Consider the following 20,314-nt stretch of genomic DNA (forward strand, 5'->3'; position numbering starts at 1 on the left):
CGTCACCTCGTCGGGTTGTTGTCGGAAAGGTGTTGCACGGCAGCCATACTCAGCGGATGGCCGCTGTGCTTGGCGGCGTAGAGCGCACCGCCGACTGCGGGGTCCAGCCGGGGAGTGTTCAGGTCGTACTTAGCCGACGTGTCCTGCAGTGCGGTGACGAACTGGCGGAGGAAGCCCTCGTTGGAAAACATTCCGCCCGAGTAGGACACCGGGACGGATTCCTGATCGGTGAACCCGATCAGCGTCCGCGTCGTTTCGATCAGCGTGACGAGCTCATCGACCGCCGTCGACAAAACTCGCGACGACGCCTCGTCGCCGGCCTCCGCGGCCTCACAGACCGTCGTGGCCAGTGCGGCGATCTTGCTGCGGTTTCCCTTCCATGTGTCGATCACCAGGCTGACGACATCGAGATCGCCGGTAACCTGCAGGCGCTCCTTCATCAATCCGTGCAGTGGACCTTTCGGCAGCCTGCCGTCGCTCATCCGGGAGAACGTGTTGAGCGCCTGCGCCGCAATCCAATACGCAGATCCCTCGTCGCCGAAGAGTTCACCCCAGCCGCCCACGCGGTGGCCGACGCCCTGGCGTTCGCCGTAGGTCATCGACCCGGTGCCGCTGATGACATTGATGCCGTCCTCGCCGGCGAGCGAGCCGGCCCACCCGCAGACCATGTCGTTGTCGCAGCTGTAGCGATGGTGGCCGAGCACACCGGCGGGCACGGCGTCCAGCGCCGCGATATCACCGCTGGCCTCGCCGTACCCGGGAAGGCCGAAGAAGGCCGCGTCGATTTCGGCGGGCGTGATGCCCGCCTGCGTGCAGATGTCCGTAACACCCTGCGCGAGTGACTTTTCGACGATCTCGAAGCCGTCGTTGAAGTAGTAGGACGTCGGTGCGGTCGCGCGGGCGATGAGGTGCCCGGCGTCGTCGATGAGGGCGAAGGCGGTCTTCGAGCCACCGCCGTCGGCGCCGAGATAGCGGGCCATCGTCATGCTCCGTTCTGTGTCATCGGGTAGATGGTGACACCCTGGACGACCCGGTTGACCTCGCCGGAGGGGAAGGGATTGTCGGGGGTCTTTCCGTGTTCGAGCGCCGTGAACAGCGCAAGGTACTGGGCGAACACCAGAAACGGGAGGGCGGCAAGCGCGTCATCCAAGCCGTCGAGCCCCGGCAGCACGACGGCGGGACCAAGGTGCTCGGGAAGGGGCTCTGTGGTGATCACCATGACGGCGTCCTCGCCGAGCTGGGCGCGGATCTCGGTGACGATGTCAAGGTCGTAGCGGCGGGTGTAGGGGTTACTGGAGACGTACACGACGGCGAGTGTGTCGCCGTCGAGCGCGGACTTCGGTCCGTGCCGAAAACCGAGCGGTGAATCGAAGTACGTGACCACGTCACCGGCGGTCAGTTCCAGCATCTTCAGGGCGGACTCGCGCGCGAGCCCCGCCAGTGCTCCGCTGCCGAGATAGAAAAACCGCTGCTTCTTGGCTCGCGCGAGTGCCGCGATGTCCTGCTGTAGACCGACGACCTGCTCAGCCGCGCCGGCTAGCGCCTCGACGTCGCGGTCGGTCCCGGGCCCGAGCAGCAGCAGACATGTCAGCAGCATCGATGTCAGGCTCGACGTCATCGCGAAACCGGTGTCATTGGTGCGTTCCGGCATGTAGACGACGCGTGAATTGGTGCGGCCGGCGTGCGCCCGGCCCAGCTCGCCGGCGGGGTCGCAGGTCAGGATGAGATGTGCGATGTCATCGACGAGTTCGTCGGCAAGCGCGGTGGTGGCCAGGCTTTCCGGACTGTTGCCCGAGCGGCCGAAGGACACCATCAATGTCGGAGTATGCCGCTCCAGGTGATCGAGCGGGCTGGCGACGATGCTCGTGGTCGGGATCGCTTCGACGCGGCGGCCGAGGTGGCGCCGCACCGCGGCGGCCGCGATCTCGCCGATAAAGGCTGAGCTTCCGGCGCCGGTCAGGATGACCCGGAGGTCGGGACGCGCGGTGACCTCGTTGATGAACTGGGTGACCGCGGGATCGGTGAGCCGGGCGACCTCACGCCATGCGCCCGGCTGTTGTCCGATCTCGAGAATCGTTGCCCCGCCTGCTTCTTGGGCGGGGATGGTTTTCGTCATTCGGTCACTCCACTCACGGCTCGGGCGTAAGGCCGCATCGCGTCGCGGACTCGATCGATCACCAGCGACGACGCGGTCGGATCGAGTTCGCCGGCGCGGATCCGGTCGTACTGATTGGGTAGGAATTGGCTGACGAGCGGCATGGGTATGCCGACGCTGTCGAGGTTGTCCAACAGGGCCCGGCGCGCAGTCTCGACCTCGTCGTCGGCCCAGTAGTAGCGAAGCCGGTCGCTATAGCTGTACCGTCTGGCCGCCTTCTGGCTCTGCGGGTCTCCGTCGTAGTAGCCCTGCCAGTATTCGGGGTTGGCGAGCATACGGCGCTCGATGACCTCGATCAGGTTGGACCGTGCCGGCTGCGGCAGGAGTTCGTCCTCGATGTGGGAGAGCGCGAAGAGCGCCTCGCGCATCGCGAAGGTCAGTGCCGGTCCGACTTTCAGCACGGCCCAGTGGTCTTCGACGAGCTCTCGTAATTGTGCGGGCCGCTGATAATCGGTGGAGTGAGCCTCGAAGACCAGGTGCGGCTCGTCATCGAGGATTCGCCGTAGCGCCACGGTGGCATCGCGCTGGTAGTCGATGACCTGAAGGTGGTCGAACTCGACGCCGGGCTGGACCACCAGTCCTATCACCCTGGGCCACACGTGGTCGAGGCCCGACTCTCGAAACGCCGTGCGATGCGCAGTGATCGTCTGGCGTGCACGATCCGCGGGTGTGGGTGTCAGGGTGGCAAGGGTTTCGTGCGCTCCACCGGGCACCGGCACCTCCGTGCCGATGACGTACATCGGCGGGTCGGAGCCCTTGCGATGCGCGCAGTCCTCGGCCACCCTCATCAGGCGGGAGGCCCGCCGGGCGACGATCTCGTCGTCGAGGACATTCGGGTCGTCGGCGCACGACATGCTGCAGTCGAGGTGGATCTTGTGGTAGCCGGCCTCCACATAGGCGGCGATGAGCGTGTCGGCCTTGGTCATTGCGGCGTCGGCGGTTTCACCTTGCCAGCGGTTCGGGCCGAGATGGTCGCCGCCAAGCACGACGCGTTCGCGTGGGAATCCGCAGCGATCGGCGATGCCGAGAACGACATCGCGGAACTCGGCCGGGCGAAGTCCGGTGTAGCCGCCGAACTGGTCGACCTGATTCGAGGTGGCTTCGATGAGGACATGACTGCCGTCGGAGGCGGCCTGCGCGATGGCCGCCTCGACGACGGTGGGGTGCGCCGAACACACCGAATAGACGCCGACCGCCTCGCCGGATTTATGCCTGCGGATCGCGTCGGCGAGCGAGCTCACCCGGCGCCCGGACATTTGCAACATTGCTCGATCATGGGAAGCTCGCTCAGAGTGCGCAACGCAATGGCGTCAAGTGATCACTAAAACTGATCGTTTGACCAGCGCACCGGCCTGCGAACCGAAGGAGGCAATGCCGTGTCGACCAGGCGCACCGATCGGATGCGTGAGGTGCTGTCACTACTGCGCGAGCGCGGCGAGGTCGACTCGCAGGCGTTACGTGCCGAGTTGCGGGTATCGGCCGCGACGCTGCGGCGCGACCTCTTCGAGCTCGAAGATCAAGGCCTCCTGGTCCGGACGCACGGCGGGGCCCGCGCCCTCGACCCCAGCGACAGCGAGATTCCAGTCCGGTTGCGTGATCACCGGACGATCGCCATCAAACGGCGGATTGCCCAGCATGCCGCCGCGCTGGTGCCTGCCGGTCCGCAGGCGGTGGCGCTGACCGGCGGGATCACGACGGGTGAGGTCGCACGATCGCTGAAAGGCCGGCCCCAGATGACGATCGTCACGAACTCCCTGACGATCGCCGCTGATTGCGCCGTCGACGCGCACATGAAGGTGATTGTGACCGGCGGTCTGGTGCGGGCGAACTCGCTGGAAGCGGTCGGCCCCATGTCTGAGCACGCATTTCAGGTGATCAACGTCGGCACCGCAGTCCTTGGCGCCGATGGGATGTCGGCGGAGGTGGGGGCGACCACGTTCGACGAGGCTGAAGCGCGCACCGCAATGGCCATGGCCGCCAGCGCGCAACAGGTCGTCGTCGCCGTCGACGGCTCCAAGATCGGCAAGGTCACGCTCGCAAAGATGGTGACACTCAACGAGATCGATCACTTGGTGACCGATTCCACCGCCGACCCGGTTCAGCTGGAGCGGATCGTCGCGGCTGGGGTGCACGTACACGTGGTCGAGGTGGGCGACGACTGAGGCGACTATCCGTGGATCGCGGCAATCAGGGCGGACACTGACTCGGCGACCGCATCGCGCGCGGGCGAGAGGTAGCGGCGGGGATCGTTGACCTTCGGGTCGGCGGCCAAGTAGGCGCGCACCGCGTCGGTGAACCGGACGTTGAGCAGCGTGCCCACATTGATCTTGGTGATTCCCGCCTCGACGGCCTTACGTAGATCGGTGTCGGCGACACCTGAAGAGCCGTGCAGCACAAGGGGAACCGATATCGCCGCCCGCAGGCGCTTGATGAGCTCGAAATCCAGGGCGGCACTGCGCTCGGACATCGCGTGGGAGCTGCCGACCGCGACAGCCAACGCATCAACGCCGGTGGCTGCGACGAACTCGGCCGCCTCGTCGGGGTCGGTGCGCACGCCCGGCGCATGCGCACCGTCCTTTCCGCCGACTTCGCCGAGTTCGGCCTCCAGGAACAAGCCCTCTCGATGTGCCCACTGCGCAGCGGCTTTGGTGGCCGCGACGTTGGCGGCATAGTCCAGGGTGGACGCATCGAACATGATCGACGAAGCGCTGGTGGCGGCGCACGCATGCAGAAGCTGTTCATCCTCCACATGGTCGAGATGAACCGATACGTCGACTGCCGCCGCTGCGGCCACGGCGCTGGCAGCAGCGGCGATCGGCGCCAGATTGCCATGGTGGAATTTGACGGCGTTCTCGCTCAGCTGCAGAATCACCGGCCTACCAACGTGTTCGGCTCCGGCGACGATGGCCTCGGCGTGTTCGAGCGTGATGACGTTGCAGGCAAGCACTCCCGATCCTTCGCGGTAAGCGGCGGCGACGAGATCGGCGGTTCGGGCGAGCGGCATCTGCCTGTCCTATCAGCGGGGTGCCCCCGTGTCCAGCACGGAGCCGGGGACGGGCCCGGCGGACGGCGCGTCGCGCGGGTGAATGAACACACCTTCCGCGCGGACGGTAACGCCGTCTGCGGTGACCAATTGCCCGACGGCGTAGGTCTTCGCGCCGTCTACTCGGTCGACGTGAGCCTCGGCCCGCAGCTGCCCGAGTCGCGTCCCCAGCTCGTAGCGCAAAGTGAGCGTTCCGGTGACCGCTGGCCGGCCGGGTTTGTGTGCGGTTGCGCCGAGCACGTGATCCAGCAGTAGCGCGCAGATTCCACCGTGCACATGACCGGGTGGTCCTTCGTAGGCCGCGCCCAGAATGACGTCGGCCCAGACAGTTCCGTCGGCTTCGTGGTGGACCACGAGAGGGGGAGCCAACGCGTTGCGCAGTCCGATGACGGCGTTGCCCCATGCCCGCGGTCGCCCGTCGCTGTCCTGTTGGACGCCGAAAGATCCGGGGATGAGGGTGTCGCTCAATTCATCAGCCGCGGCATCGATTTTCGCTTTCGCCGAGGCGATGCCGTCGGGGCCGGATTGACTGCGGATGGTGACATCGACGAGCCGGCGAACGGAGTCGGTGAGTGCCGCGTAAAGCGCCTCGGGGTGCATCCGCCAAGGTTGGTGGCAGTGCCGGCCGCTGTGCAACGCGGCGTCCCAGCCAGCGGTTGGTAGAGGCGAAACCGTGTGACCTGGATTGATACCCTGAAACGGTGACTGAACCTGAGCCTGCGACCAAGCCGCCGCTGTCGGCGACTGGATGGGCACTGCTCGGGATGCTCTCGTACGAGACCGAACTGTCGGGTTATGACATCCGCAAGTGGATCGACTGGAGCATGCGCTACTACTACGGCAGCCCGGCCTTCAGTCAGATCTATTCCGAGCTGAAAAAACTGGAGAAGCTGGGTCTACTCACCTCGCGGCTGGACGACGCCGCTACGCGTAACCGCCGCCTCTACAAGATCACCGCAACCGGCATGGAGGCTGTCACCCGGTGGGCACGCGAAGCCCCGCTGGAGCCGCCGTCGCTCAAACACCCGGCGATCTTGCGGGTGACGTTGGGACATCTGAGTGATCCCGCCGCGCTCAAGCAGATGCTTCAAGACCACATCGCTTATATCGACGATATGCAACGTAGTGCCGCCAAGGAAGCCCGATGGGCTGCCGCCGATCCGTCATGGGCGTACGCCAAGATCGCGCTGGACTGGGCAGAACGCTACTACGCATCCGAACGTGAGCTCACATTGAGATTGATCAAAGATCTCGACGAGGCGGAGGCCAACTTCCCGAAAGTCGGTGAGGGCGCCAAGATTCCGTGGCCGGATCCGGCCTATTGGTATGAGATCGAGCGGAGAGCCGACGCCGAAGACGTCGACTAGTTCGCCGCGTCGAGGGCGGCGAGGTAGCCGTAAACAAGTCCTTGCGCGATCGTCGCACCAGCGCCGGGGTAGGTCTTTCCGAACGCGTTGGCCGCAGTGTTGCCGATCGCGTACAGCCCATCGATGACAGTCCCGTCTTCACGGAGCACGCGGGCGCGCTCATCGGCACGCAGACCACCGCAGGTACCCAAGTCGCTGAGCACCATCTTGACGGCGTAGAACGGTCCCTTGACCAGCGGCCGCAAATTGGGGTTCGGGGTCACCGTCGGGTCGCCGTAATAGCGGTCGTATGCACTGCGGCCGCGTTCGAAGTCGGGATCCTCGCCGGCGAACGCGTTCTCGTTGAACCGGGCCACCGTCGCGCGGAGGCCATCGACAGGAACACCCATGTTGGTGGCCAGCTCACTGAAATCGTCTGCCCGAACAGCGATTCCGGCGTCATACCATGTGCGCGGGATGGGCATGCGGGGGAACAGTTCCGCGGCGAAGACGTAGCTGTTGCGATACTTCTGGTCGAAGATGATCCACATGTTGTCCACCGGTGTTCCCGCGGCTTCGAGCTGGAGAAGTCGCTGCCCGAAACTCATGTAGTCGGATGATTCGTTGGCGAATCGCTGACCGTTCTGGTCGACGATGAACGATCCGGGCAGTGACCGCTCGGCCAGCATCACCGCCGGGGCCGCACCCGGCAGGGGCGCGACAGCGGGGAACCACCACGACTGATCCATCAGCGCGATGTCCGCGCCCATGTCCTGGCCGATCCGAATCGCATCGCCGGTATTGGATTCCGCACCGAGGCTGAGATTGCTTGCAAGGCTGTCTGATTGGAACTTCCACCGCATGTCCATACTGTGGTCGAAGCCACCAGCGGCGAGCACGACGCCGCGCCGTGCGGTGATGGTGACGGTCTTGCCGCCGTGCTCGACGATTGCGCCGGTGACGCTGGTTCCGTCGGTGACCAACTCGGTAAGGGCGGTGTTGAGCCAGATCGGGATCCCGGCACGAATCGCTCCGGCGAAAAGACCAGCGGCCAAGGCCTGGCCGCCGGCGGCGTAACGCCGGCCGAGTGCCAGGCCCCCGACGCCCTGCGCAAGCCGCTTGACGATGGTGGGCAACCCCTTGCGTGGCACCCGGCTCATGAGGTTCATCCAGCGGTAGTCCGCGCCGGTGGTCGGCATCGGAATGCTGGCCTCCATGATGCCCGGACGTAGATCGGGTAGGTACTCGCCAAGCATCGCGGTGTCCAGCGGACGGCATTCGCACGTCCGGCCGGCGGCCGATCCACCGGGTGCCTCGGGGTGGTAGTCGGAGTAATCCTTGGCCCAGAACAGTTTCATCGGCGTGGTGCGGCGCAGCATGGCGATGGTCGCGGGCAGGCCTTTGACGTAGGCCGTCGAGCGCTCTTGCGGGGCGGAGCCGGCGACGACGGCATCGAGGTAGGTCTGCGCCCGGGCCGCGGAGTCAACGCCACCGCATTCCTCGATCACCGCGCTGGCGGGTAGCCACAGCGCGCCGCCGGATCGGGCTGTTGAGCCGCCGACGTAGGACGACTTCTCGACAACGAGAACGGACAATCCCAGCTCGCGGGCCGCCAGTGCGGCGGCGAGCCCGGTACCTGATCCGACGACGAGAAGGTCCACTTCGGCGTCTGTGATGGCAAGTCCGGCGGGGACGGTGTCGTGGCTGGTGAGGGTCACAATTGCTGACGATAGGGCCGAGTGCCCGGATTTCGATTCCGGCATCCCTTTCAGCGGAACGCGTGCCTCTGTGGCGTCATCATGCGAAGTTCAATGGACATCAGCCCGCGAATCCATCGATCGAAGGACGGACGCACAATGACGACGCATTCTGAGGCCGACGACGTTCGGCTGATCGACGCCGGCTCGGTGCCCACCCGGTTTGCCCGAGGTTGGCATTGCCTCGGCTTGGTCCGGGATTTCGAAGACGGAAAGCCACACCAAATCAATGCTTTCGGTCAGAAGTTGGTGGTGTTTCGTGGCGAGGACGGCGCAATCAGCGTGCTCGACGGGTACTGCCGGCACATGGGCGGCGACTTGTCGCAGGGGACAGTCAAAGGCAATGAGATCGCGTGCCCGTTCCATGACTGGCGTTGGGGAGGCGACGGCCGATGCAAGTTGGTCCCGTACAGCAAGCGGACGCCGCGTTTGGCGCGTACCGCGGCGTGGCCAACCCTGCAGCAGGACGGCATGTTGTTCGTGTGGAACGACCCCGAGCGGAAACCACCGTCAGCGGATGCCACGATCCCACGTATCGCGGGTGCGACGAGCGACGAGTGGACCGATTGGCATTGGTACACAACGGTGGTTAATACGAACTGCCGCGAGATCATCGACAACGTCGTCGACATGGCGCACTTCTTCTACATCCACGGATCGCTGCCAACGCATTTCAAGAACATCTTCGAGGGCCACGTGGCAACGCAGTATATGAACAGCGCGGGCCGTCCCGATATCGGGGAACCTGGTGAAACTCAGATGTTGGGCACGACTTCGGTGGCGTCCTACCACGGTCCGTCGTTCATGATCGACGATTTGACGTATCACTACACCGACGTTGACCATCACACCGTCCTGATCAACTGCCACTATCCCATCGACGCTAATTCCTTTGTGTTGCAATATGGAATCATCGTAAAGAAGTCGACTGAGCTGCCTGATGATCTTGCCATGCAAACAGCGATAGGGCTCGGAGACTTCGTCAAGATGGGCTTCGAGCAGGACGTCGAGATCTGGCGCAACAAGACTCGCATCGACAATCCGCTGCTGGTGGAAGAGGACGGACCGGTGTACCAGCTGCGTCGTTGGTACGAGCAGTTCTATGTGGATGCGGCGGACGTGACGCCAGACATGGTGGACCGCTTCGAATTCGAGCTTGACACCACCCAGCCGACCGCGGCGTGGATGAAGGAAGTGGAAGCTAATATCGCCGCCAGGGCCTCGGCGTCCGGACCGGTGGGATGACGATGGTCATCCGTCCGGATAACCGTCTCGCCGACGCGCCGATGGTCCCGGTCGACTGTCGGCGCTGCGGAGCCGGCGTGCAGGTACGGAAAAGCAGCTGGAATCAGACCAGTGTGCAATGGACAGGCCCCGCGCTGGATCGATGTGAAGAGCGTTGCACTGCAGTCCAATTAGCGGGCGATGGCCGTCACCGTCTCTTTCTGTCCTGCCATGCGCTCAGCGAATCGATTGTTAACGCGGTACGGGCCGGAACCGTCCCGGTGGTCGACCCCTAAGAGTCAAAGATTTCAAGGGGGCCGACGTACCCCCGGTTGGCTTTGATCCGTTCGGCTAGGAGCCAGCGGCCATCGGCGCTTCGGTGCCAGCTGTCGTGGTAGTCGCCCAGCGTGTAGAAACGCACTGACGGGTCGGCAGTCGAATTGAGATGAACGTCGCGGATATAGGCCCTGCTCGTCGCGACGTCACCGGCGACATCGACCACGACATTGCCCAGCAGATGCTGGGTCGGGCCACAGCTGTCGAGATATCCACGGATCAGGCCGATGATCGCGGCGCTGCCCGCCACGCGTCCTGTTCCAAAGTCGCCTTCTGCATCGTCGGTGAGGATCTCGGCCATCGTCGCCCAATCGCGATCGTCCATCGCTCGTGCGAAGAGGATCAGCGCTCGCTCGATATCGCGCTCATCGCGCAACAGTGTCAGCGAATCTGAATTCATATTCGCTTTCCTATCACGCTCAGGCGAACTGAAAGGCGCTCACCGGCGCGTCCTCTGGGTAGCTGGTCGGTCCGCCGAGGTCGTAAGCGGCGTTGAGCGCCCCGATGAACTGTGGATCGTGCAGTGGTTCGCTCGGCACGTCGAGTGTGATGCCCTTGCCTTTGAGGTCGTCGACCATCATGCCGATCGCCCGCTCGATCGTGATGTCGTCGGACCCATCCATGTTCTTCTTGAGTTCATCGAAGTCGCTGAACACTTCTGCCGACCAGTGCACGAGGAACCGTAATTCGTCGGTGCGATGCCGGGCGATGACATCCTCACCGTTCTTCAGCAGCCATTGATCGCGGTCCGCGGGGTCGCCGGCGAACGCGGTGTCGAATGCCAATTTGGCTGGAACTTGTTGATTCAGTGGGCCATTCGCTTCGCCGCGATGCACCATCATCTCGTTCTGCACGATGACGGCCCGGTTGTTGATCGGGGGGAGAACCCGGGCGGGAGGTTTGAGCGGACCGTCGGGCCAGTAGGTGAAACCCGACCCTTCATCGAGCGAGAACCAGGTGATCACCTGCGCCATCTTGATCAGATACTCGGTGAACAGGCCGGACTTTCCCATCACGCTGCACAACCAGGTCGGGGCGTTCTCATGGCGCACCCCGCGGAAGCTGGGGGAGTCGAGGTGGCCTGGGTCGCGGTTGGCGCACGGCCCATTGATGTTGAACAGCATCATCTCTGGCTTGGCGTACTGGGCGTTCCAGTAGCTCTTTGCGTGCTCGATGAAGCCTGCGTTGTAGAAGCAGTCATGCAACTCGGGGTAGAGGACCGTCCCGTAGTTGGCCAGATAGCCGCGGAACGTCGGGGTCAGGAACAGGTCCAGTGACGGAGTAAATCCCTCGGGGAACGCACCGCTCATGGTGGCCATCAATTCGTCGGCCGACGCGAAGTGTTGAGCGATGATGAGTTTCCAAGGGCCCTCGGCGTGTACGACGTCGAGCAGCCGCTGTCGCTGCTCGTCGGTGTAGACATTGCTGATCTCGCGCGGCGGGGCGACGGGACGCAGGACATCGGACAGTTCGAGACGCCGCTCATCGGTCAGCATGGTTCTCTCCTTCAGTGGTGAGGTTGTCGCAGAGTTGGTGGGCGAACTTCGCCCGGAGCAATGCGCCGATCTCGGCCATCGCCAAGCGGCCGCGTGCAGTCGTGTCGGAGCGCATCAGAAAGCCGTGGTACACCCCGGGATAGCGGGTCAGCGTGGTCTGCACACCCGCATCGCGCAACCGGTGTGCATAACGTTCTCCCCAATCCCGGATCGGGTCGCACGCGCCGGTGACGACGATGGCCGGTGGCAGTCCGGTGAGATCGCCGGCATAGGCCGGGATCTGATAGGCATCGTGGGGCGATCCGGCGTGGCCGTCGACCAATTCGTGCATGTACACGATGTCGTCGTGGCGCAGCATCGGCGCATCCGGCATCGAGGTGATCGACGGTGCACTCATGTCCCTGTCCAAGCCGGGGTAGAGCAACACTTGCGCGCAGATTCGGGGTCCGGCGTGATCTCGGGCCGCCAGCGCCACGGCAGCGGCCAGCGAGCCGCCCGCACTGTCGCCCACGATCGCCAGCCGGCGGGTGTCCAGGTCGAGGTCATCGCCACGGTCGGCGACCCATTCGGCGGCCGCGTAGGCATCCTCGAACTGCGCCGGTGGTGGCGACTCTGGCGCCAGGCGGTATTCCACGGCGACGACAGCAGCTCCGCTGGCGTGGGCCAACTCGCGCGCCAGCGGTTCGAACGAGTAATTGCTGCCCATCACCAGCCCGCCGCCGTGCAGGTAAACCAGTACCGGAGAACGGGACTCGGTGGTGGGGCGATAAAGGCGAAGCGGGATCGGGCCAGCGGGTCCCGGTGCGGTCAGGTCGTCAATTCTGACCATTGGCGCCATTTTGGGCCGCGGCGCGGATTCGAGGCCGGCCCGCACGGCGGCCAATCCCCTGGCACGCATCGGAGTTACCTCACCGAAGGACGCGACGCGCTCGGCGGCATCGGGATCGAGTTGGGGGATACGCATGTCAGCTCTGGGTGGGCTCGTACCGGCGTCGAGTACGCAACTGGGGAGCCTCTTGGGTGGTCAGGACGCGTGCCCGCTCCGCCATCGCCGATCCGACGTACTCGGGTTGGGTGAGTAGGTAGAAGCGGCCCTCGGCGGCTTGCTCGAACACGGCTGCGGCGGCGGCCAGCGGGTCCATCGCGTCGGCCTTGATGTCGAGCATGGCGGTGCGTTGGGCTTCGGCGGCGCTGGTGTCTCCGGACTGCACGCCGCCGGCGGACTCGAAGATATTGGACACCACCGCGCCGGGCAGCACCGCCTGAACGTGAATGTGATGATCGTGGCCGGCCGACTGGACTTCGAGATGTAAGCACTCGGTGAGTGCCAGCACGGCATGCTTGCTCACGATGTAGGGCGCCTGCAGGGGAATCACCGCAACCCCGCCGACCGAGGACAGGTTCCACACCCAGGCAGGTGCGCTGGTGGCCATCATCTTGGGGAGAAACGCCCGGATGCCGTGGAAGACGCCGCTGATGTTGATGTCCAGCACCCGTTGCCAATTGGCGACCGGGGTGTCCCAGAGGTAGCCGAACTGTTCGATTCCGGCATTGTTGACCAACAGTCGCACGTCGCCCAGATCGCGGTAGATGTCGTCGGCCAGCGCCTGCACGGCCTCGGCGTCGCGGACGTCGCACACCGCATCGATCGCGGAACCGCCTGCCGCAGTGAGTTCTTCGCGAAGCGCCGCCACTGCCGCAGCATCGACGTCGGCCAGCACCACTGTCATGCCCAGTCGGCTGGCGTGGCGGGCGATCCCGGCACCGATGCCGGCACCGGCACCGGTGATCACCGCGACGCCGCCGGCGAAGGCCTCGCGGGCGTTCACGCCGACTGGGTGCCGGCGGCCGCAGCGGCGTGCTGAGCGAACGGCACCGAATCCTCGGCGTCGAGCACCACGGTCATGGAGGTGAACACAAATCCGTCGGTTGAGCGTCGGATGCCGGCATCGACAACACCGCTGGACACGGCGAACGGGATGTTGTTGGTGATCTGATTGACGAACAGATAGAACCGGACCGTCGTCACGTCACCGTTGGTCCCGGTCCGGAAGATGTTGGTCGCATGGTGACGGCACGGGTATGGGTTTTCGCTGCGATGCTCGATCAGCCAAGCGAGTGTCTCGGCGCCGCCGTGCAACTCGGCAGCCAGCAGATGCTCGAACGGGCAGTTGCCGGAATCCGAGCGGCTCAGATAATCCATCTCGTCGCCGACACGGGCGCCGACCTCGCCGAAGTGGCCCTGGTCGTAGTGAAACCAGAACCCGGCGATGAACTCTTGAACCTCGGACAACGTGATGTCAGCGCTCATACGCGGCAGTCAACCTCGATGAGGCGCCAGCAACACTACTGGTGACCGTTGAGTGGAACATCGGGCAGGCTGAACCGTTCCCGGAGGTCGCGTTTGAGAAGCTTCCCGCTGGGGTTCTTCGGCAACTCGCTGACGAAGAAGATGTGTTTGGGAGTCTTGAACCCGGCCAGGTGCTTCCGGCAGTGGGCAATCACGTCGTCCTCGGTCACCTCGGCGCCCGCGCGGGAAACGACCGCGGCCACCACCGCTTCCACCCACACGGGATGCGGCAACCCGAACACCGCGGCCTCCTCGACGCCGGCGTGCAAGTAGAGCACTTCTTCGACCTCGCGGCTGGCGACATTCTCGCCGCCCGTCTTGATCATGTCCTTCTTCCGGTCCACGACGTGGAGAAACCCGCCGCCGTCGTAGAAGCCGAGGTCTCCCGAGTGGAACCAGCCGCCTCGGAACGCCTCGGCGGATTTGAGCGGGTCATCGAGGTATCCGAGCATGAGATGCGGACTGCGATAGGCGATCTCGCCGATCGTCCCGGCGGGCACGGGTGTGTCGGTCTCGTCCAAGATGACGGTTTCGACGTTGAGCACGGGGTGCCCAGCGGCACCCGCGTGGGTCTCTTGGTCTGCCGGTCCCAGTGCCGAGGCAAGTGGCGCGACTTCGGTTTGTCCGTAGAAGTTCCAGAGCTGGAGGTCGGGTAAGCGATGGCGGATTTCGTGCAGGATCTCCGTTGGCATCGCGGACGCCCCGTAATACCCCTTGCGCAGGCTCGACAGATTCACCTGATCGAACACCGGGCTGCGCAACAGGCTGATCCACACCGTGGGCGGTGCGAAATAGTTGGTCACCGCGTAGCGCTCGATGGTGCGCAACACCAACTCCGGATCGGGGCGGGGGAGCAGGATGCTCGTCGCGCCGAGGTACACGTCGGTCGCGAGGAAGTTGTCCAGCTGTGCGCAGTGGTAGAGCGGCAGCGAGTGGATTTCGACGTCGTCGGCGCTCATGGATCCCGCTGTGATGGTGCTGACGTACTGCCACATCAGACTGCGGCTGGTGTGCATGACGCCCTTGGGCCGTGATTCGGTGCCGCTGGTGTACATCACTCTCAGCAGTTGGTCATCGTGCACCTCGGGCGTCGGTGGCGATGACGTGGTGGCCAGGCACTGTTCGAAGTCGGTCCAGCCGGGTGGCGCCGGCGACTCGGCGGTGGTTATCGCGATGCGCGTCGAGACGTCCCCGCCGTGGCGCATCGCGTCTTCGGCGACGGCGATGAAGTCGGCTTCGACGATGAAACCTGTTGCACGACAGTGATTCAGGATGTACGCGATCTCCTCGGCGGTGAGCATGAAGTTCAAGGGCACGAGTACAACCCCCGCCCGCGCCGTGGCAAAGGCCAGTACCGCATACTGCCAACAATTACGGGCCAGCAGTGCTACCCGGTCACCGGCGCCCAACCCGCTGTCTCCCAATGCCGCCGCGGCCCGGTCGACGAGCTCGTCGAACTCGGCGAACGTCAATGTCACCTCACCGTCGATGATCGCGACCTTGTCGGGTTGGCGGCGAGCGGAGCGCCGCGGAATGTCTCCCAAGCCGTGACTGCGGGCAGAGCGAACGAGGTCCTCGAGGCTCACACCGAGGCCTGGGTTCGCTTGGGGTCCAAGCCAAGATCCCGCCCGATGATCTCCCGCATGATCTCCGAGGTTCCGCCGTACACCCTGGTGACCCGAGCGTCGATGGAAGCGCGAGCAATGGGATATTCGCGCATATAGCCGTAGCCGCCGAACAACTGCTGACAGCCGTCGAGTACCCGAAACTCCATTTCGGTCGCCCACAGTTTGGCCTGTGCGGCGTCGGCAGGAGTCAGCAGGCCGGCGTTGAGCGCGATGACGCAGCGGTCGATGAACGACTCCGCAACCGCAACCTCGGTCGCGGCATCAGCCAACGCGAATCGGGTGTTCTGCAAGGCGCCGATCGGCTTGCCGAAAGCGACGCGCTCGCGAACGTAGTCAATGGTCCACTGCAGCGCTGCGCGGGCACGGCCCAGACTGCCCACCGCGATCTGCATGCGTTCCTGGGGCAGGTTGCGCATCAGGTACTCGAATCCTCGGCCCACTTCTCCGAGAACGTTCGCCTTGGGCACCGCCACGTCGGTGAAGGACAGCTCCGAGGTGTCTTGGCAATGGAGTCCGAGCTTGTCGAGGTTGCGGCCACGTTCGAAACCGGGCATCCCGCGCTCGATGACCATCAACGTCAACCCCGTGTGGCGATCCGGGGACGTGCGCACCGCGGTGATCACCAGATCGGCGTTCTGGCCGTTGGTGATGAACGTCTTTGCACCGTTGACGATGAAGTGATCGCCGGCGTCGACGCCCCTGGTGCTAATGGCGGCGACGTCAGAGCCCGCCCCTGGTTCGGTCATGGCGATCGCGGCGATCGACTCGCCCCGGACGAAGCCGGGCAGCCATCGTTCTCGCTGTGTCGGGTCGCCGACCTCGGCGAGGTAGGGCAGGCAGATGTCGTTGTGCACCGCGAAGCTCAAGCCGACGTTCCCGGCGTGGGCCGCCATGCAGCGCTCGATGAGGATCTGGTTGTAGCGAAAGTCCTTGGTACCCAGGCCGCCGAATTGTTCGGGAGCGGCGAAGCCGAGCAGACCGATGGCGCCTGCGGCCGCAAAGATCTCGCGGGGTGCGATACCGGCGTCTTCCCACGCCTCGATGTGGGGGGCGATCTCCTTGGCGGCGAAGCTGCTGGCCAACTCGCCGAAGGCGAGGTGATCGTCGTCGTAATGCACGCGCTGCATGGGCGGAACCCTAAGCCGGGGGACAGCTGCTGCCGTTCAGTCTCCCGCTGAGTAGACAGGAGGATCGCCGCCGTTGTGCGGCTCTTCGATACTCGAATGTCATGAGCACTGGATCATCGCTGCGGGACCACTTACTGCAGGCCGACCCCGGCGTTCTGGTCGCAGTGCTGGCGCAGATGACCGGCGACGCGTCGGTGATCGACCGGTATGGAACCAAGATCGACCACGTTCCCGACCCGCCGGAAAAAGCCGGTCGGACCGATCAGGTCACGGCGCAGGCGCTGGCGGAGGACATCATGTCCGCGCTCGATGAGCCTCGGCGACCCGACTCACCCGCCACCGACGACCGCGAACTGTTCGCTCGGCTGCTGCCCATTGCGTTGGGCAGCGCCGTCGACGACGAACAGATCGACCTGTTGCTCGAGCAGGGTGGGTTTCGGCCGTCGCAGCCCACACTGCCACGGACGACACCGATTCCAGCCACGACCACGGTGGCGATCATCGGCGCGGGCATCGCCGGTATCGCCGTGGCGCTCGCCGCCGCCGCTGAGGGCGTGCGCTTCGCGATCTTCGACCGCAACGCCGAAGTCGGTGGAACCTGGCTGACCACAACGTATCCGGGTATCGGCGTGGACACCCCCTCGGCCTATTACTCCCTGTCGCGGGAAGTGAACCCGGACTGGTCGAGCTATTATCCGATCGGCGCGGAATACCAGGCCTACCTGGTGGGGTTGGCCGACAAATATGACCTGCGCCGCCACATCAGGTTCGGCACGGAAGTGGAAGCGCTGCACTGGGACGAAGAACGTCAGCAGTGGCAGATCCGGTCCCGTACCGGCGATGGCACCGAGAGCGTCGACTATGCCAGCGTCGTGGTCACCGCGGCCGGGTACCTGAATCGCCCCCGCTTCCCTGATGTGTTGGGCCGCGACACGTTCACCGGCATCAGTGTGCACTCGGCGCACTGGGACCACACCCTCGATCTCGCGGGAAAGAGAGTGGCGGTCATCGGCGCGGGCTGTACCGCCGTGCAGATAGTCGACACCTGCGTCGACGACGTTGACCACCTCACGGTGTTTCAGCGCCAACCGCACTGGGTGGCGCCACGCAAGCGGCTGTCCGATGAGGTCCCCGAGCACCGGCGCTACCTCGGCCGGGTGCTGCCCTTCTACGCGATGTGGCACCGGCTGAAATCGTATTGGGGCACCGCCGACAACAACTACCCGATCATCCTGCAGGACCCCGAGTGGTCCAAGACCCACCTGTCGATCTCGCCGGCCAATGACGTGCTCCTGAAGATGTGCCAGGAGTACATCGACCGGACCTTCGGCGCTGGAACCGAATTGGCGCGCAAGGTCACCCCGGATTTCGCGCCCTATGGCAAGAGGATCATCCGCGATCCCGGCGGTTACTACGCCGCGTTGACCCGTGACCATGTCGACGTGGAAGCCAGTGAACCCGCCGAGGTGAACGCCGACGGCATCGTCACCGCCGACGGCCGGCAGATCGACCTCGACGTCATCATCTATGCCACCGGCTACCACCTGGACTTCCTGTCCACGGTCGACATCCGTGGCCGCGACGGCAAGACGCTTGCGCAGGAATGGGGCGACAGTCCGCGCGCCTACCGCGGCGGCACCGTCGCGGGGTTTCCGAACCTGTTCATCACCTCCGCGCCCAATTACAGTCCTGGCCATGGGGCAGGCGCCAATTTCTCGATGGAGCTACTGGCGCATTTCATCCTGGAGTGTCTCCAACTGATGGCGCTTCGAGGCGCGACCACGATGGAAGTCACCCAGCGCGCCTACGATGACTACGTTGCCGAGGTCGATGAGGCGATGCAACGCACCGTCTGGTGCCACACGCCCAACGCGCACACTTACTACCGGTCGCAATCCGGACGCGTCGTCGTGGCGACCCCGTATCGGCTGGTCGACCTGTGGCAGCAGCACCGGGCCCCGCTCGAAGACGATTTCATCCTTCAATGAGTCGGATCCTCGCCGGGAGAACGGCATTGGTCACCGGAAGCAGCCGGGGGATCGGACGGGCGATCGCTCAACGACTGGCCGCGGAAGGAGCCACAGTCGCGGTGACGGCCCGTGCCAACACGCCCTCGCTCTCGGTACGCTCGGGGGTCAGCGAGGCGGTACCGGGCACCATCGACGAGACAATCGAGCTCATCGAAGGGGCCGGGGGCAACGCCTTCGGGCTGACTGCTGATCTCGAAGACCCCGCGATGCGCGACGGCTTGGTCGACGAGGTCGTGGCGCGCACCGGCCGCATCGACATCGTGGTCAACAACGCCGGCTTTGCCGACTACGGGGTGGTCGAAGACCTGCCCCTGCAGACGTTCGACCGGACCGTCGAGCACTACCTGAAGGTCCCGTTCGTGTTGACGAAAGCCGCAGTGCCACACATGCGTCGACAGGGTGCGGGCTGGATCGTCAACATCGGCTCGGTCACCGGGATAGCCCCTGTCCGGCCTTACCGCGATTACAACAAGACTGCCGGTGACGTGATCTACGCGGCGTGCAAGGCTGCACTGCACCGCTTCACCCAAGGCGTGGCCGCGGAGCTGCTTGACGCCAACATTGCGGTGAACTGTGTCGGCCCGTCGACGGCGGTGCGGACCCCAGGGGCCGCATCACTGATTCCCGACAGCTTTCCGACCGAGCCGGTGGAATACCTGGCCGAGACCGTGTTGGCGATGTGTCATCTGCCGGCCGAGGAACGAACGGGCCTCGTGGCTTTCAGCCTGCACTACCCGTGGTCTCAGCAGCTGCCAGTGCGCTCGCTCGACGGAGTCACGGTGTTACCTCCGTTGGCGCCGCCGGACACGGCGAACCCGAACATCCTGCCCGCTGGAATTTAGGTCCGGCCTGCCAACAGCACCGGATTCGTCAACTCGCAGAAGCTATGACACACCCGGTCCCGGACAATCATCTCGGTGGTTTCGGGGTCAAACCAGCGATCGACCACCGCCCAGTGGACGGGATGCATGAGATAGGGACCCATCAGACCGTCCACATCGGTGAACTCCTGCTCGAAGACATGGGTCCAGCCCGTCGTGCCGACCGGGTCGTCGACTCGGCTCAGCTGCCACGCCACGATCGTCGGCACGTAACGCGGCATCATCGCCAGTTCGCGCTCGAATGCGGCGAGATCGTCGGCGGACACGTCCGGTGGCACGCGTAAGAGCAGCGTTCGGTACACCGTGCCGTTGCCGCGACGCAGCGGTGTTCCCCGGTAGGTCACGCCGTTGACGCGCGTGATCGCCGGGTCGCTCAGCATGTCATCGAAATCGCTTTCATCCCAGGCGCACTGGTCACGAAACCGTAAGTGCACCAGGATATCGCCGCCGTTGCGCGATCCCGGCAACGTTGGTTGCACCAGCGCCTGCAGCGGGGCACTGGCGTCGGCGGCCGTCCGCAGCGCGCTGAGTATGCGCTCCCGTTCGGACTCGACAACATCGAGCAATCGCGTGACGCCCACCACGGCGTTGCCGCTGGGCGCGTCAGGCAGAGGTGCAAGAGGCTCGGCGTCATCCAGGTCGTCGGCGCGCGACGCGACACTGCGGCTGCGCTCGACGACGAGATCTGCGATCTGCTCCCACCATTGAGCCACCGTGGGATCGGGTCGCCCCTGCCAGGTCATCTGCCACCAGGCTTGCGGGCTGGGCAACGACCACGTGATCGTGACGACGTTGGAACGGTCGTCGAACCGGATTGGTGGGCTGACCAGAACATCACGCAGATCCATCCCGCGCTCACGGGCCCCGGGGGCGTAGCCGGACAGGTAGGCGTCGATGAAAGCTTGTGCGCACCCGGGGGCGGTGACCACCCGATCGATGAC

General features: G+C 64.8%; 20 protein-coding genes. 6 read left to right on the forward strand and 14 right to left on the reverse strand.

Translation table 11 applies throughout. The features are described from left to right. Positions 1-2: 2 nt before the first annotated feature. From SLQ31_RS14485 to SLQ31_RS14495, 3 genes are read right to left on the reverse strand one after another with little or no spacing between them, the layout of a single operon-like run. Positions 3-980, reverse strand: a complete 978-nt coding sequence (locus SLQ31_RS14485) for an N-acetylglucosamine kinase (RefSeq protein ID WP_319433714.1) — start codon at positions 978-980, stop codon at positions 3-5. A 2-nt stretch (positions 981-982) separates the two neighbouring features. Next, positions 983-2,116 (reverse strand): SIS domain-containing protein, encoded by a 1,134-nt coding sequence (locus SLQ31_RS14490; protein ID WP_319433716.1) that lies wholly within the window; start codon positions 2,114-2,116, stop codon positions 983-985. Next, positions 2,113-3,420: a D-tagatose-bisphosphate aldolase, class II, non-catalytic subunit gene (locus SLQ31_RS14495; RefSeq protein WP_319433718.1), complete on the reverse strand. Its 1,308-nt coding sequence runs from the start codon at positions 3,418-3,420 to the stop codon at positions 2,113-2,115. The genes SLQ31_RS14490 and SLQ31_RS14495 overlap by 4 nt, the downstream gene beginning before the upstream one ends. A gap of 111 nt (positions 3,421-3,531) precedes the next feature. Here SLQ31_RS14495 and SLQ31_RS14500 point away from each other — a divergent pair, with 111 nt between their 5' ends. Then, positions 3,532-4,317, forward strand: coding sequence for a DeoR/GlpR family DNA-binding transcription regulator (locus SLQ31_RS14500; RefSeq protein WP_319433721.1), 786 nt, complete (start codon positions 3,532-3,534; stop codon positions 4,315-4,317). Between the two features lie 5 nt (positions 4,318-4,322). Here the strand turns inward: SLQ31_RS14500 and SLQ31_RS14505 are convergent, their stop codons facing one another. Further along, complete coding sequence (locus SLQ31_RS14505) at positions 4,323-5,159, reverse strand: class II fructose-bisphosphate aldolase (protein WP_319433723.1); 837 nt, start codon at positions 5,157-5,159, stop codon at positions 4,323-4,325. A gap of 12 nt (positions 5,160-5,171) precedes the next feature. Then, the gene (locus tag SLQ31_RS14510; protein ID WP_319433725.1) at positions 5,172-5,798 is read right to left on the reverse strand and encodes a PaaI family thioesterase; all 627 of its coding nucleotides are present in this window, start codon (positions 5,796-5,798) and stop codon (positions 5,172-5,174) included. Positions 5,799-5,899: 101 nt separating this feature from the next. Between SLQ31_RS14510 and SLQ31_RS14515 the strand changes: the two genes are divergently transcribed. Next, a complete protein-coding gene (locus SLQ31_RS14515; protein ID WP_319433726.1) occupies positions 5,900-6,565 on the forward strand; it encodes a helix-turn-helix transcriptional regulator in 666 nt (221 codons plus the stop codon). Here SLQ31_RS14515 and SLQ31_RS14520 read toward each other — a convergent pair. After that, positions 6,562-8,262: a 3-ketosteroid-delta-1-dehydrogenase gene (locus tag SLQ31_RS14520; RefSeq protein ID WP_319433728.1), complete on the reverse strand. Its 1,701-nt coding sequence runs from the start codon at positions 8,260-8,262 to the stop codon at positions 6,562-6,564. The genes SLQ31_RS14515 and SLQ31_RS14520 overlap by 4 nt on opposite strands. A gap of 138 nt (positions 8,263-8,400) precedes the next feature. On the opposite strand from SLQ31_RS14520, the gene SLQ31_RS14525 reads away from it, so the two are divergent. Together SLQ31_RS14525 and SLQ31_RS14530 are read left to right on the forward strand one after the other, a co-directional pair. Then, on the forward strand, positions 8,401-9,546 hold the full coding sequence (locus tag SLQ31_RS14525) for a Rieske 2Fe-2S domain-containing protein (protein WP_319433730.1): 1,146 nt from the start codon (positions 8,401-8,403) through the stop codon (positions 9,544-9,546). Between the two features lie 2 nt (positions 9,547-9,548). Beyond that, a complete protein-coding gene (locus SLQ31_RS14530) occupies positions 9,549-9,821 on the forward strand; it encodes a ferredoxin (RefSeq protein ID WP_319434656.1) in 273 nt (90 codons plus the stop codon). Here the strand turns inward: SLQ31_RS14530 and SLQ31_RS14535 are convergent. Genes SLQ31_RS14535 through SLQ31_RS14565 form a run of 7 tightly spaced genes read right to left on the reverse strand, consistent with a single transcriptional unit; the run spans position 9,818 to position 16,462 of the window. Then, entirely contained in the window at positions 9,818-10,246 is a 429-nt protein-coding gene (locus SLQ31_RS14535; protein WP_413642297.1) for a nuclear transport factor 2 family protein, read from the reverse strand. The genes SLQ31_RS14530 and SLQ31_RS14535 overlap by 4 nt on opposite strands. 34 nt (positions 10,247-10,280) lie before the next feature. Next, complete coding sequence (locus SLQ31_RS14540) at positions 10,281-11,357, reverse strand: hypothetical protein (RefSeq protein ID WP_319433734.1); 1,077 nt, start codon at positions 11,355-11,357, stop codon at positions 10,281-10,283. Next, a complete protein-coding gene (locus tag SLQ31_RS14545) occupies positions 11,344-12,321 on the reverse strand; it encodes an alpha/beta hydrolase (protein ID WP_319433736.1) in 978 nt (325 codons plus the stop codon). Before SLQ31_RS14545 ends, SLQ31_RS14540 begins: the two co-directional genes overlap by 14 nt. A gap of 1 nt (position 12,322) precedes the next feature. Then, a complete protein-coding gene (locus tag SLQ31_RS14550; RefSeq protein WP_319433737.1) occupies positions 12,323-13,186 on the reverse strand; it encodes an SDR family NAD(P)-dependent oxidoreductase in 864 nt (287 codons plus the stop codon). Next, positions 13,183-13,668 carry a polyketide cyclase gene (locus tag SLQ31_RS14555; RefSeq protein ID WP_319433739.1) on the reverse strand — a complete coding sequence of 162 codons (486 nt, stop codon included), beginning with the start codon at positions 13,666-13,668 and terminating at the stop codon, positions 13,183-13,185. The genes SLQ31_RS14550 and SLQ31_RS14555 overlap by 4 nt, the downstream gene beginning before the upstream one ends. Positions 13,669-13,703: 35 nt before the next feature. Then, a complete protein-coding gene (locus tag SLQ31_RS14560; protein ID WP_413642124.1) occupies positions 13,704-15,251 on the reverse strand; it encodes an acyl-CoA synthetase in 1,548 nt (515 codons plus the stop codon). Positions 15,252-15,289: 38 nt separating this feature from the next. Next, on the reverse strand, positions 15,290-16,462 hold the full coding sequence (locus tag SLQ31_RS14565; protein ID WP_319433743.1) for an acyl-CoA dehydrogenase family protein: 1,173 nt from the start codon (positions 16,460-16,462) through the stop codon (positions 15,290-15,292). Positions 16,463-16,563: 101 nt separating this feature from the next. Here SLQ31_RS14565 and SLQ31_RS14570 point away from each other — a divergent pair, with 101 nt between their 5' ends. Both SLQ31_RS14570 and SLQ31_RS14575 read left to right on the forward strand, forming a co-directional pair. Beyond that, on the forward strand, positions 16,564-18,450 hold the full coding sequence (locus SLQ31_RS14570) for an NAD(P)/FAD-dependent oxidoreductase (RefSeq protein WP_319433745.1): 1,887 nt from the start codon (positions 16,564-16,566) through the stop codon (positions 18,448-18,450). Next, positions 18,447-19,334, forward strand: a complete 888-nt coding sequence (locus SLQ31_RS14575) for an SDR family NAD(P)-dependent oxidoreductase (RefSeq protein ID WP_319433747.1) — start codon at positions 18,447-18,449, stop codon at positions 19,332-19,334. The genes SLQ31_RS14570 and SLQ31_RS14575 overlap by 4 nt, the downstream gene beginning before the upstream one ends. On the opposite strand, the gene SLQ31_RS14580 is transcribed toward SLQ31_RS14575, so the two are convergent. Continuing rightward, positions 19,331-19,957, reverse strand: a complete 627-nt coding sequence (locus SLQ31_RS14580; RefSeq protein ID WP_319434658.1) for a Dabb family protein — start codon at positions 19,955-19,957, stop codon at positions 19,331-19,333. The genes SLQ31_RS14575 and SLQ31_RS14580 overlap by 4 nt on opposite strands. Positions 19,958-20,314 lie beyond the last annotated feature (357 nt).

Origin of the sequence: Mycobacterium sp. RTGN5, from assembly GCF_033804465.1 — a bacterium.
Lineage (GTDB): Bacteria > Actinomycetota > Actinomycetes > Mycobacteriales > Mycobacteriaceae > Mycobacterium.

Bases quoted from the DNA above. Each gene is read 5' to 3' on its own strand.
- SLQ31_RS14485 (WP_319433714.1), bottom strand. From the start codon at position 980: ATGGCCCGCTATCTCGGCGCCGACGGCGGTGGCTCGAAGACCGCCTTC.
- SLQ31_RS14490 (WP_319433716.1), bottom strand. From the start codon at position 2,116: ATGACGAAAACCATCCCCGCCCAAGAAGCAGGCGGGGCAACGATTCTC.
- SLQ31_RS14495 (WP_319433718.1), bottom strand. From the start codon at position 3,420: ATGTTGCAAATGTCCGGGCGCCGGGTGAGCTCGCTCGCCGACGCGATC.
- SLQ31_RS14505 (WP_319433723.1), bottom strand. From the start codon at position 5,159: ATGCCGCTCGCCCGAACCGCCGATCTCGTCGCCGCCGCTTACCGCGAA.
- SLQ31_RS14510 (WP_319433725.1), bottom strand. From the start codon at position 5,798: ATGCACCCCGAGGCGCTTTACGCGGCACTCACCGACTCCGTTCGCCGG.
- SLQ31_RS14525 (WP_319433730.1), top strand. From the start codon at position 8,401: ATGACGACGCATTCTGAGGCCGACGACGTTCGGCTGATCGACGCCGGC.
- SLQ31_RS14530 (WP_319434656.1), top strand. From the start codon at position 9,549: ATGGTCATCCGTCCGGATAACCGTCTCGCCGACGCGCCGATGGTCCCG.
- SLQ31_RS14540 (WP_319433734.1), bottom strand. From the start codon at position 11,357: ATGCTGACCGATGAGCGGCGTCTCGAACTGTCCGATGTCCTGCGTCCC.
- SLQ31_RS14545 (WP_319433736.1), bottom strand. From the start codon at position 12,321: ATGCGTATCCCCCAACTCGATCCCGATGCCGCCGAGCGCGTCGCGTCC.
- SLQ31_RS14555 (WP_319433739.1), bottom strand. From the start codon at position 13,668: ATGAGCGCTGACATCACGTTGTCCGAGGTTCAAGAGTTCATCGCCGGG.
- SLQ31_RS14565 (WP_319433743.1), bottom strand. From the start codon at position 16,462: ATGCAGCGCGTGCATTACGACGACGATCACCTCGCCTTCGGCGAGTTG.
- SLQ31_RS14570 (WP_319433745.1), top strand. From the start codon at position 16,564: ATGAGCACTGGATCATCGCTGCGGGACCACTTACTGCAGGCCGACCCC.
- SLQ31_RS14575 (WP_319433747.1), top strand. From the start codon at position 18,447: ATGAGTCGGATCCTCGCCGGGAGAACGGCATTGGTCACCGGAAGCAGC.